The sequence below is a fragment of the Nostoc sp. genome, assembly GCF_036917395.1.
Classification (GTDB): domain Bacteria; phylum Cyanobacteriota; class Cyanobacteriia; order Cyanobacteriales; family Nostocaceae; genus Nostoc.
In genome coordinates this window covers 13,477-25,360 of the sequence record NZ_JBALDI010000079.1, presented here as the reverse complement: position 1 = coordinate 25,360, position 11,884 = coordinate 13,477, and the positions used below count along the sequence as shown (strand labels likewise).

Sequence of the window (11,884 nt, the reverse complement as noted above, 5' to 3'; positions counted from 1 at the left end):
ATTAGTCATTGGTCATTAGTCATTTTCACAAAGGACAATGGACAAATGACAGTGGACAAAGGACAAAGGACAAATGAGCAATGTATTTAGGGAATTCCTGCAAAAAGTAGGTAGCGGAAATCACACAGGAGAGAATCTAACTCGCGCCCAAGCAGCCACCGCTACAAAAATGATGCTGCTGGGTGAAGCTACACCAGCCCAAATTGGAGCGTTTTTGATTGCTCATCGAATCAAGCGTCCTACAGGGGAAGAGTTAGCAGGAATGTTGGATGCCTATGATGAACTAGGGCCAAAACTGCAACCAATCGTCTCTGGGCGACCAGCGATCGCTTTTGGCATCCCCTATGATGGCAGAACACGTACAGCACCAATTAGTCCGGTAACAGCTTTACTACTCGCCGCAGTTGGACAACCAGTGGTAATGCACGGTGGCGATCGCCTCCCAACGAAATACGGTTTACCCCTAATAGAGATTTGGCAGGGTTTAGGAGTCAATTGGACTACGCTACCACTAGCAAAAACCCAGCAGGTGTTTGAGCAAACGGGAATCGGCTTTATTTATCTACCTCAGCATTTTCCCTTAACTAAAAGTATTTGGGAGTACCGCGACCAACTCGGCAAGCGTCCGCCTTTGGCAACAATGGAGTTAATTTGGTGTCCTTATGCCGGGGATGCTCACGTAATTGCTGGGTTTGTTCATCCGCCGACAGAAGGGATGTTTCAGATAGCTCTGGGGCTGCGGGGAGTAACAAAATTTACATTAGTAAAAGGATTGGAAGGTAGTTGCGACTTACCGCGCGATCGGACTGCGATCATCAGCTTATCTTCATCCGTAGCATCTCAAGAGGTAGAAAGATTGCACCTCGTACCGCGTGATTACGGCTTTACTACCAAGAACGTACCCCTTGGAACTACTGAAGAACTAGTGGCGGATATTCAGGCGGTTTTAGCAGGTAAACCAGGCGAATTGATGCAAACAGCCTTGTGGAATGGCGGATTTTACCTATGGCGGAGTGGTATTTGTCCAGATATGTCAAAGGGTTTAGCTAAGGCAGAAGAATTATTAACTAACGGTGTGGTAGCAGCTAAACTCCAAGAACTCAACCATGTAGTAAATTCACTGTCAACAGCATTTGTGCCAGTGTAAACAGTTCAGCTAGAAACATGGATCTGATCACTTTAGGGTGTCAACATAACTCGTAATTAATTACGAATTACGTTAGCGTAGCGGTAGCGAGTCCGCGTACCCCTTCTCCTTCTCCTGACGGAGAGGCTGCGCCAACAAAGACGCTAGCGCGAACGGGGGATCTTGCTAGCAAGAGCGTCTCGTAGAAAGCGTCATTAGTAATTATTTGGTCAGCGACTCCTCTAAAATAGATTTTTGTTGCAACCAATCCTGACCCACTTGGATACTGATATCCGAGCCGAGGTTGCCAGTACTTTCCACACGCACTTCGCCAAATCCCAAAGTGTTGCGAACTGATTCAGCAGTGTCACCATCTCCTTGCTGGGCGACAATGTGAGTTACGTCTAGAGGTTCACCCCATGCCTTGGCTACATAGATGTTGCGATATCCAGATTTTTCTAAGGCTCTAATTAATGGTTGGAGATTAGAGCGATCGCCACCTGTACTATCTTGAATTGCTACACGCAAAGAGCGTGGGTCAGTTGCAGTCGCCTGCTGTTCCTGTTCTGATTCCAAACCAAAATGTTGAGCCATCAGTCTGGCAATACCATCTTTGTTGGGCAACCAGTAGCTAGCATCAAACTCATTCTTCTCGCTAAAGCGACCTGGCAGCATTAACATTTGCATATTGGAGCGATTTGTCTGCACCCCAAAACCCATAAGCGCCAATAATTCTTCAACCGTCAAGTTGGTATCAATGTGGTCTTTGACTACATCAAGAACTTTAGGTAATTGAGCCACAGTAGCTGGGTTGAGTGTTTGATCCATCAAAGCACGCAGAACCATTTGCTGCCGCTGAATCCGGCCAATATCTCCAAGTTCGTCATGGCGAAAACGCAGCAATTGCAGTGCCTTATCCCCATTTAGATGCTGTTTACCCGCCTTCAAATTGATGTACAAATGCTGGGAATCATCTTGATACTTCATATCTTTGGGGACGTAGACTGTTACGCCCCCTAAAGCATCGATTAGCTTGGCAACTCCCAGAACGTTAATTCGGATATAGCGATCAATTCCCGCCCCACCTAAGAGATTACTGACGGTTCTGGCAGTCAAAGCTGGCCCACCGTCAACATTGGCAGCATTAATTTTTTTCACTCCATACCCCTCTATTTGTGTGCGGGTATCTCTGGGAATGGAGAGCATGATTATTTTTTTCGTCTCTGGATCAAATTTGAGCAAGAGCATCACATCGGAGAGACCATCAAAGGAGTTTACCTGGGGCTGGTATTTGAGGTTTTTGGTTTCTGGGGGAGGGTTTTGGATATCCGGGGGAAGTACGCTCATTCCCAAAACTAAGAGATTCACTGGGCGAGTTAATTGTGAAAATCGCAACCCACCTCCAGAGATGCGATCGCCATCAAAGGCCGCCTCATCCTTTGGACTTAGCTGGGCTTGTTGCAAAGGCGTACTGGTTAAAGACACCGCTAAAAGCGCCCCCGCAGTTGCTGACACCATCGCAATACCACTCATACCTACCCAAAACCACAGCCAACGTCCGGATTTCGAGTTCTGAGAAATTTTTTTACTGGACTTAGAGGCTTTTCCTGACTGATTTTCTTCCGCCGAACTTCTTTGAATGGTCACAGACTTCCTCACACTTACTCACTAATCAAATTCGGTAAATTTGCAGACTAAAAACATGCAGACAAATCAACCCATAATAGCTAACTCTTAATTATCAGTGCTAACTTTTTTAATGTAGTGTCAACCACAACACTTATAGCAGCATTTTTCCTTCTTTTGGGCCAATCTAGAGATGTTTTTCTGAAGTATGGCAATAATAAACTGGATTTGACTAGATATATAGATAAATCAACCGGATTTTTTTAGGAAATAAGTAAAAATACTGGAAAAGTATCATCCGAAAAAATTAAGATAAATACTTACCCAGCACTCGTTCTGCTAAAGTATTAAACCCTGGTAAACGCCCAGATTTGCCCTGCATCAGGCGCAAAATCAACCAGACACTTACTAAAAAGTAACCTGATGTGAGAAAGCTATTGAGGATAAATAGACGTAGCGTCAAAAAATCTGAAGTTGCTGCACCGGTAGATAATAATAGATATCCCAACAGCCAAGTAAGCGCCAAAGTAATAGACAGACGACTAATAGCAAGTTGTTCCCGACTACCCTGGCCCCGATAGAGAGTCCACAAGGATGGAAAAAAGCCGATAATCGGAACTAAATATAAAAGCAACTGTGTTTTGGGGATTGGGCATGGGGCATTGGGCAGAAAAGGCAGAGAGGCTCTTTGCTGGGTGCAAGGGGGAGAATTAAGAATTACTTCTTTCCCCTCTGTTCCCTTCTCCCTGATCCCTCCTCCCCCACTTTCCCACTCCCTATTCTCTTTCGGTTCAAAATTTTCCATGTAGGTTAGTCTAACTCCTAAATTAGAAGGATGAATAAGACTCATATAGTCAGAGATAATAAGCTGTAAAGAAAGATTTCATTTAGTTCTATCCCGCAATCAGCTCAAAATGCAGACACGCAAGCTACTCGACTGGTGGCAAAGATTCACACCAATAGCGCGAATCGGGACGATCGCGTTATTCCTGCCGCTGCTAGTTCTAAATGGTTGGGCACTTTCGATATTCTTTAATTATTTCCATTCTCTCATAGTCATTTTAGTTGGAGCCTCAGTGCTAGCATTTCTGCTCAACTACCCCGTGAGCTGGATGGAGCATCATGGTGCGAGGCGAGAGCAAGTCGCTATCCTAGTATTTCTTTTGGCTTTATCAATTTTATTAGCATTGGGTGTTACACTTATTCCGCTGGCCCTTACCCAAGCCCAACAACTGGTGGCTCGTTTACCAGAGTTGATCGACTCTGGACGCTCTCAGTTAATGATATTAAACGAAAAAGCCGAGACTTTCGGCTTACCGATTAACCTCGATGCTCTGGTAGTGCAAATCAACGATCGCGTCAAGGGACAATTACAAGCGATCGCTGGACAAGTTTTAAATCTAGCGGTAGTTACAGTCACTAGTCTGCTAGATATTCTCTTGACGATGGTTTTGACTTTCTACCTTTTACAGCATGGGGGTGAACTCTGGCAAAGTTTAGTGGAATGGCTACCTAATAAGTTTCGCGATCCTTTCTCCAAAACAGTCCGCCTCAGCTTCCAAAATTTCTTCATCACCCAGCTAATTTTATCTACTTGCATGGCATCAGCCCTCATTCCTACCTTTTTGTGGCTAAAAGTGCCATTTGGTCTACTATTTGGTCTAACTATTGGTCTGATGGCTCTCGTCCCCTTTGGCGGTTCTGTAGGCATCGCCCTGACTACACTATTGGTAGCGTTGCAAGATTTCTCAATGGGTGTGAGAGTCTTGATAGCAGCAGTAATCGTACAACAAATTCTCGAAAACTTAATTGCCCCCCGAATTTTAGGCAGCTTTACGGGTTTAAATCCAGTTTGGATTTTAATTTCAGTCTTAACAGGGGCAAGAATTGGCGGACTGTTGGGTGTAATTGTGGCAGTACCCACAGCTGTTGTAATTAAGACCGCCTTAAGTGCCTTGCGTCCTGGTAGCGAGACAAACAACAGCGCCACTGGGGAGATAACTGCACCCGTTGCAGCAAACGAGTCCCCGAAAGCTGACGCGAAAAACACTCTGAGTATTTCGGAAGCGACATTACCCTAGAATTAAATTCAAAATTCAAAATTCAAAATTCAAAATGAAGGAATTTTGAATTTTTTACTGTGGGTCAATGATCGAACCCATAAACAAAACCCTTCCCGTCTGATTATCCCTAATCGCACAGAAGAAGGGACGGTCAACAATCATTCGGAATGGTTCTGGTTCCTGTCTCAAAGCTAATGTTACTATTCCCACTGAAGTAGCCGCAGCCGCTTCCGTGCCTTCTTCCTTCACTTCCACAAAAGTTTTATGCTTAACTTCGCTAATGGCAAAATTTTTACCCATGCCAGAAAAATTGGCTTTGCTGCTGAAAGCCTCTTCCATGCCTAAAGTTTTTAAGGCATCATTGAGTGTAACGTCGTAATCTGTTTTGAAACGGGGTAAACGAATAAACCCTTTTTGTTCGCTGAACTGAGTCATCCATTTATCCCAGTTCTCAACATTCAAGTTTTGATAGAAGGCTTTGAGGTCAGAGTTCTGTTTCGGCAGGAAAATATAAAAGCTGAATTTACCATCTTTGCCGTAAGGTAAACTAGCTGCCTGAAATTGTTTGCTTTCATAGTATCTATAGTCACCAGTTTGTGACATCATCGGGTGTTGTTTTGGCTTGCCAGGTGTACTGTAAAAAGGGTATTGAGCAGTTTGACTTTTATCAAATTCTTTGCTCCATTTTCCTTTAAAATATATGGCATTAATCAGAAACAACACCTGACTTGGTTCAATTTTTCCAATTATCTGCTCAATTTTGCCATTAGTATTCTCTTTTACCCAGTTATTGATAATATTAGGCGCTGCGGGATCTTGAAAATTTAAATTGCTGACCTTAGCTTGATAGAAATCCTGCGTTCTCTGGAGGAAGTCTGGCCGAAAGCTAACATTTTTATTTGCCCAAAGTGAGTTAGCAATTTTCAGTTGTACGTTTGGATCTGAATTGTCTAAAAGCTGCTTTAATGCTGCCTTGTAAGAAGAGTTGATTTCTTGCAGTTTTATCCCCTGTAATTCCAGGGTTTTTGCGATCGCTAGTTGAGTCGTGCCGCTGGCGCCATTGTAGGTCATAGCTAGAGCGATCGCAACACTCGAAGGTGAGATAAAAAGGTTCTTCTTACCATTATCACTTTTCAGAACTTCTGAAAATAGTTTGAAGCCAAACTTATTGCTAGACTCAACGATTTTTGCATCAGTCTTGAGTGTTTTTTTTTGCGATGGAGTTTCTGGCTGAGGTAAACTAGATTGGGCAAGGGCACTTTTATTACTATCGACTTGAGAATACCCTAATACACTAAATAGAACAACACTTGCAGCTGCCAGAGCATAACGTCTGCCTAGACTCACACCATAACGTCTTTGCATGAAATTTTCTCTCACACTACTATATTTCTGCCGAATCATCATACCACCTTACTAGCGAAAGATTCCCGATCTGTGCTCAGAGTTGACGCAGACACTGTGTCAATGATTAACTATTGCATTTGCTCCAATAGAAAAATGGGACTGTTACAGTTTTTGTAACAGCAAGTTAGTAGTTCAGATGAATTAAACACAACTTCTTAAAGCTGCTAAATCCTATTTGAGGCGGCTATGCAGACGAATTAGGAAAAATATCGATTTTTATAAATTTTTATATTTATCAATAAAAGTATTGTAGATTACCTAATCACAAAATAACCACTTTTTTTGGTTTTTAAAGATAAAATCACCTTTCTCAGTTCACGAAATACCAATTTTTTTAGGGACGCACAACTATGCGCCCCAATAGGGAAGTGTTGTTCAAATAGATGAAAAAGACTGTAAGTTGACACAAATAAAAGTTGTGCGCCCCTATTTCAATTGATAGGTACACTCCACCAAGCTAAACTATAGGGTTGAGTCGCTTCATTGAGCTTTTGCCGAAACTGGACACGGATTTTGTAATTGCCAGTAGCAGCAACCGGGCAGAAAATATGTTCTACACTATCGATTTGGCTGATTGAGGAGCAAACAGCACCAGCATCTGAATTTTGAGCATCAGCTTTTACTAGGTATAGGTCGAGATTATTCAAACCGCGATCGCGAAAATTTTCGCCCACGTCATATTGCTGGTTTTTATTTTTATCGTTGAGTTCTACCAATCGATCCCAACTTAGGGTAATAGCAATAAAACTCGCCTGCTTTAATGGTTTTGCTAACACATAGTCAACAGACGCTCCAGTATCGACTGCGTGATAATCCCAACCAATAGCCGGCACCGCAGCTGATGGCTGCCATTGACCAGCACTAAATTGTTGATAAGCGCGAAATGCGTTCAAATGACCTGCTCCCATTTGGGCATCTAAGGGAATCTTAGGATCTTTATAAGCATCAGAATCTAGCCAGTTTTGATTTTGTTTATCAATTAGCGTCCGGCTCATTCCCAACCGCAAGCCATCACCACTATCTTGGATTTTGTCTGCTGAATTCAGCAATACAGCTTTCATCACTTGATGATGCCGAGAATCGATGCTCCAGTGGAGTTGTTTTGTCCGCATCTGTCGGTCAGCAAATTCCTGCAACAGAGCAACAGTAGCCGTAACTTGAGGCGCTGCAAAACTTGTCCCCGTGACCTTATTCAATTTTCCATCTGGATTGAGCAAGGGAATGTTATTACCAGGAGCAACTAAACTGATAGCGCGACGCCCATTAAGATCAAATTCTCTTCCAGCTAGCTTTCCACTCACTCCTTGGTTAGCACCCGCCAGATTAGCCACGTCTACTTTGTTAAAAACTCCCCCTCTGCGGGATGAAAAAGCCACGTTGACTCCGTTAAAATTATCTGTAGGAATGGGAATACCGCCCTTACCCTGATTACCTGCGATCGCATACAAAACATTATGAACGCGACTAGACCAGTCAACACATAAAGTTAGTAAAGCATTGCCGTCTAAAGTCGCCTCTGGTCTAGGATCGCGGCTCAGAGGTTCACCAAAGCTAAAGTTAATCGCACGGACATCGCCACTATTTTGTAGCGCTATGTGCTGGGCTGATAAGCACTCTTCTGGCTGACCCATGTTTTTAGTGGAACCCACCGCAGATGAATACAGTCGCGCTCCCGGAGCAACTCCCGGCAAAGCTTTGTCATGACTCACCATCACACCAGCGACATTGTAAGCGTGGGGGTCAACACCAGTATTTGATTTAGCTGGCCCATCACGTAAAAATACTGCCGCTAAAGATATGGCGCGATTTTTAGACACCGCCTTATCCCAACCAAACATTCCCGGTCGGCCAATTTCCACTTGACCAATAGCAATCTTACGACCAATTAAATTATAAGGAGATTGGTGTAGCTTCAGAGCATCAATGCCATTAGTTCCTAGAGCAGATTCTAAAGCTGAAGCAATTACCGGCGCACTCAGACAAGAAGCACTTAATCCCCAAATTATCCAGGTTAGTTTTTTAGTCATTTGTCAGTTGTTAAAAGTTGGAAGTTAGAAGTTAAGAGCGCAGCCGGAGGCTTCCAAAGTTCCGGTTAGGAGATCGGAGTTGAGTTAGGAATTATTATTCTCCCCAACTCCCCATCTCCCCAAAAAAGCCGGGATCAAAGTTATGAGTCTTGCTCAATGTTTTGTTACAATGCGTACAGACGAGGACGCTTAAAACCCACTAACCATGACCCAAAACCGATCTCAAAAGCCCATTGTAATTGCTCCATCTATCCTATCAGCCGATTTTAGTCGTCTGGGTGACCAAATTCGCGCCATAGACGCGGCTGGAGCAGATTGGATTCATGTTGATGTAATGGACGGTCGTTTTGTACCCAATATTACGATAGGTCCTCTGATTGTGGAGGCGATTCGTCCGATTACGACCAAGCCACTAGATGTCCACTTGATGATTGTGGAGCCAGAAAAGTATGTAGAGGATTTTGCTAAGGCGGGTGCTGATCATATCACCGTACACTGTGAGCATAATGCTTCTCCACACCTGCACCGCACCTTGGGGCAAATTAAAGAACTTGGTAAGAAAGCTGGAGTTGTACTTAATCCTGGTAGCCCTCTAGAGCTAATTGAATACGTTTTAGATTTGTGCGATTTAGTACTGATTATGAGCGTCAACCCTGGTTTTGGTGGTCAAAGCTTTATCCCCGGTGTATTACCCAAAATCCGCAAGCTGCGTCAAATGTGTGATGAACGTGGTCTTGACCCTTGGATTGAAGTAGATGGGGGACTGAAGGCAAATAATACCTGGCAAGTTTTAGAAGCGGGAGCTAATGCAGTTGTCGCCGGTTCAGCTGTATTTAACGCTAAGGATTATGCTGAGGCTATTACATCAATTCGCAACAGCAAGCGTCCTACGCCAGAATTAGCCAAAGTTTAATTCATTTTTAGATTAACTGTACTTCAGAAAAAATAAGGTGGGTAAATTGCCCACCTTATTTTTATTTACACATAAAAAAACTGGAAGCTATTCAAATTTTGAACTTCCAGTAGTTGCTATATAAATTCAAAGTTTAGAAAGCAGAGATAATCCAGGTTGGGAGGACTAGGATTAAAATAGTCGAAAGAGAAGCGTATGAGCTACTAGTTCTACCAGCCATGACAACGATTTCACCGAAACTTTTCTATTTCCGTTCCTGGTATTGGTGTTAAGCGTTTGCTTTATTAACTAAAGCAACACCAACCACAGTATAGAAAGCTTTATAAGCATTACTTGCACCGTCTGCAGTCAGTGAAAGCTCTGTGAAGTTTGGATTGGGAGAAGCTACCGCTCCAAATTCTCTTTGCTCAGACTTCCTCGAAAATAAAACCACCAGTAGCAACGGTTGCATCATCGGTCTTGGTGTAGGAGTTATTTACTCCATCAAATGCTGACTACTTTTGTAATCAGTTTGATTTCTTTCATAGTCAGAACTAATCATTGATTTTATTTTTTAAAATTAACTTGCTTGCCAATCACCTCTATTTTTGTTGAAGTTGTAGTTTTTATTAGTTTACCAATCTCATCAGTATATATTTGCCATTTTGGCAGATTTTTGAAAAAAATATTAAATTAATTACTGCTATATAAAACCTGCCATGCTAAAAATTTTAAATTAGCATAGCAGGCTCTCAATCGACTTTAGGGCAGAATCTATTGATTCCAAATAGTTTTTAATTAGATCCACAACGTTTCAAGGAAATCTCTTGAGTACTTTCTGGTTTGAATTGCAATTTCATTGATTGATGATCGTTAATTTACTGTGCCAATCTCTGATCTAAACCACCACCACGAATTTCTGTTTTTTGCTTTCCAACTACTTCTAGATAACCTCGGTCTTTGATTTTGCTTAAGCAGCTTGATGATCCATTACTATCAGATATTGAATCATTAGCATGTTTCAGCATTTTGAGATTTTCACTTTGCTGTTGATTTGTCCTACTGGCTTTAGAGTTTTCTTTTAGCAATCGATTATAGGTACGATATGGAATGTAATGGAGAGGATTATAGCCAGCAAATCGCAGCATTAAAACACATGCCCAGGAATATTTTCCAGCAATAATTGCTTCAACTACTTTGTCAAATTGTTGAGCTTTCACCGTCTTATCTACGTTACTACTAATGCTCGCAATGTCTTGATTCATCATAGTTTTTAGGTGTCTGGGATGAAGTAAAGAGGAAACTATAGCTTTTGCTTGTTAGTGAGTGAAAGGTAAAAATTTACCTTTGGCTTTGTCATATGACTGGTAGGACAAAATTCTCGTGTGGCTCTTGGTAAATACAATTTTGTCCTATTAAACTTTTTAAACTCCTAATTAAATAAATTTTATTTGTTTACCAGCTTGTATTTCTTACTACTGTTTAATTAAGCATTTTCCGGGAATTTTACATATTTTTTTGGGCTAGTATAGAAGATTTATTTATCTTTGGGCGTTCACAACACTATTTGTATATATACTATTTTTTGTTGTTAATGTCATTTCCTAGATTAGCAGATTTATAAGTTAAACTTACTGAATATATTTCGATATATACTTGCGGATTGTGCAACTTTTAATTTTGTCCTTCTTTGCTAATTAATGAGGGGTCTGACCCCCCAGGCACTATCAATTTAAAACCTTTATTATTGTCGAGTCCCTAGAAAATATTACCATTAACCAGAAAGTAAAACAACTTATAAAAATAGTAATATATAGAGACTGAAAGATTTTGAGTAGCTAGAGATATTGAAAACTTTTTAAATGTTTTCAATGAGATTACAATTTAATTTATTAGCATTGGATCTATTAATTTATAAAAATTACAGCTTTAGCTTGTCTAAATGAAATCACTGGAAACTGCTCATGAATATTTCATGAGCATGAATTAGGAATTACAAATAGCCTAATTTTGAAAAATAATTAGTGTTTAATTATCATAAAATAAGTTAAGAAAAACACCCGTATGGAATGTTTTCAACAATTTAGCAGGCTAAACCTGTATAACTTTAAATAACTTTTTAATAAAGTGAAAGTTAATTAACAGAGAATAGTGCTAAGTTGATTCAATAAGAATTTGTATGTGTATTAACAAGCTAGCTTCAAACTCTGGACGCAAAAGCCAGTCTTTACCTATGGCTGGATCACTAATCAATATGCGATCGCCTTTAAGCCAGACAACTATATAATCAATTTCTTGCCAATGAGCTACGCACGGGTTATAATATGAGTCCAGCTTGCTAAGACTCGCCCTGACTAATAGCACTTCATATCCCAAAGTTTGGGCTGCTTCTGCTAAAGCCTGGAAAGATCCACCTCTACAATCTACCCGTGCTAAGTTACGCAAATTGTAGTGGTTTAAGCCTATGTTCCAGTATTGGCTAATCATTGCCAAATACGCAGCGCCACAATCTGATGAACTTTGGTGTTGTATAAAAGGATAGGCACGCCATAGCCTAGTTTTTGATTGTGAACGTAGTCTGGGAAATATTAGCAAGATTTATGGCTAAAGCTAGTAATATTTGCATTTTTTGAAAGAGTAGTCTTGAATTCTCAATCCTTCAACTATTACGATTACTGAAATTTTCCTTCGCTTCCGGAAACACTGGGAAAATAAAATCACAAATCTAGACTCTGCTTTCTCA

General features: G+C 41.3%; 10 protein-coding genes. 3 read left to right on the top strand and 7 right to left on the bottom strand.

Features of this window, described 5'->3' with window-relative positions; translation table 11 throughout:
- Positions 1-73: 73 nt before the first annotated feature.
- The gene (locus V7K46_RS27470; protein WP_335118865.1) at positions 74-1,147 is read left to right on the top strand and encodes an anthranilate phosphoribosyltransferase family protein; all 1,074 of its coding nucleotides are present in this window, start codon (positions 74-76) and stop codon (positions 1,145-1,147) included.
- Between the two features lie 201 nt (positions 1,148-1,348).
- On the opposite strand, the gene V7K46_RS27465 is transcribed toward V7K46_RS27470, so the two are convergent.
- Together V7K46_RS27465 and V7K46_RS27460 are read right to left on the bottom strand one after the other, a co-directional pair.
- A complete protein-coding gene (locus V7K46_RS27465) occupies positions 1,349-2,773 on the bottom strand; it encodes an LCP family protein (protein WP_335118863.1) in 1,425 nt (474 codons plus the stop codon).
- Between the two features lie 286 nt (positions 2,774-3,059).
- A complete protein-coding gene (locus V7K46_RS27460) occupies positions 3,060-3,557 on the bottom strand; it encodes a hypothetical protein (RefSeq protein WP_335118861.1) in 498 nt (165 codons plus the stop codon).
- 109 nt (positions 3,558-3,666) lie between these two features.
- Here V7K46_RS27460 and V7K46_RS27455 point away from each other — a divergent pair, with 109 nt between their 5' ends.
- The gene (locus V7K46_RS27455) at positions 3,667-4,833 is read left to right on the top strand and encodes an AI-2E family transporter (protein ID WP_298910963.1); all 1,167 of its coding nucleotides are present in this window, start codon (positions 3,667-3,669) and stop codon (positions 4,831-4,833) included.
- Between the two features lie 54 nt (positions 4,834-4,887).
- Here the strand turns inward: V7K46_RS27455 and V7K46_RS27450 are convergent, their stop codons facing one another.
- Both V7K46_RS27450 and V7K46_RS27445 read right to left on the bottom strand, forming a co-directional pair.
- Positions 4,888-6,219 carry a serpin family protein gene (locus V7K46_RS27450; RefSeq protein ID WP_335119076.1) on the bottom strand — a complete coding sequence of 444 codons (1,332 nt, stop codon included), beginning with the start codon at positions 6,217-6,219 and terminating at the stop codon, positions 4,888-4,890.
- 434 nt (positions 6,220-6,653) lie between these two features.
- A complete protein-coding gene (locus V7K46_RS27445) occupies positions 6,654-8,249 on the bottom strand; it encodes a S8 family serine peptidase (protein WP_335118859.1) in 1,596 nt (531 codons plus the stop codon).
- A 205-nt stretch (positions 8,250-8,454) separates the two neighbouring features.
- On the opposite strand from V7K46_RS27445, the gene rpe reads away from it, so the two are divergent.
- Positions 8,455-9,162, top strand: coding sequence for a ribulose-phosphate 3-epimerase (rpe, locus tag V7K46_RS27440; RefSeq protein WP_298910969.1), 708 nt, complete (start codon positions 8,455-8,457; stop codon positions 9,160-9,162).
- Between the two features lie 268 nt (positions 9,163-9,430).
- Here rpe and V7K46_RS27435 read toward each other — a convergent pair whose 3' ends face one another.
- The 3 genes from V7K46_RS27435 to V7K46_RS27425 form a co-directional block, all read right to left on the bottom strand.
- The gene (locus V7K46_RS27435; protein ID WP_335118855.1) at positions 9,431-9,616 is read right to left on the bottom strand and encodes a hypothetical protein; all 186 of its coding nucleotides are present in this window, start codon (positions 9,614-9,616) and stop codon (positions 9,431-9,433) included.
- A gap of 403 nt (positions 9,617-10,019) precedes the next feature.
- Positions 10,020-10,409: a HetP family heterocyst commitment protein gene (locus V7K46_RS27430; protein ID WP_335118853.1), complete on the bottom strand. Its 390-nt coding sequence runs from the start codon at positions 10,407-10,409 to the stop codon at positions 10,020-10,022.
- A gap of 886 nt (positions 10,410-11,295) precedes the next feature.
- Positions 11,296-11,736: a cysteine peptidase family C39 domain-containing protein gene (locus V7K46_RS27425; protein ID WP_335118851.1), complete on the bottom strand. Its 441-nt coding sequence runs from the start codon at positions 11,734-11,736 to the stop codon at positions 11,296-11,298.
- Positions 11,737-11,884: the final 148 nt, after the last annotated feature.

Bases quoted from the DNA above. Each gene is read 5' to 3' on its own strand.
- V7K46_RS27470 (WP_335118865.1), top strand. From the start codon at position 74: ATGAGCAATGTATTTAGGGAATTCCTGCAAAAAGTAGGTAGCGGAAAT.
- V7K46_RS27430 (WP_335118853.1), bottom strand. From the start codon at position 10,409: ATGATGAATCAAGACATTGCGAGCATTAGTAGTAACGTAGATAAGACG.
- V7K46_RS27445 (WP_335118859.1), bottom strand. From the start codon at position 8,249: ATGACTAAAAAACTAACCTGGATAATTTGGGGATTAAGTGCTTCTTGT.
- V7K46_RS27455 (WP_298910963.1), top strand. From the start codon at position 3,667: ATGCAGACACGCAAGCTACTCGACTGGTGGCAAAGATTCACACCAATA.
- V7K46_RS27460 (WP_335118861.1), bottom strand. From the start codon at position 3,557: ATGGAAAATTTTGAACCGAAAGAGAATAGGGAGTGGGAAAGTGGGGGA.
- V7K46_RS27435 (WP_335118855.1), bottom strand. From the start codon at position 9,616: ATGATGCAACCGTTGCTACTGGTGGTTTTATTTTCGAGGAAGTCTGAG.
- V7K46_RS27450 (WP_335119076.1), bottom strand. From the start codon at position 6,219: ATGATTCGGCAGAAATATAGTAGTGTGAGAGAAAATTTCATGCAAAGA.
- rpe (WP_298910969.1), top strand. From the start codon at position 8,455: ATGACCCAAAACCGATCTCAAAAGCCCATTGTAATTGCTCCATCTATC.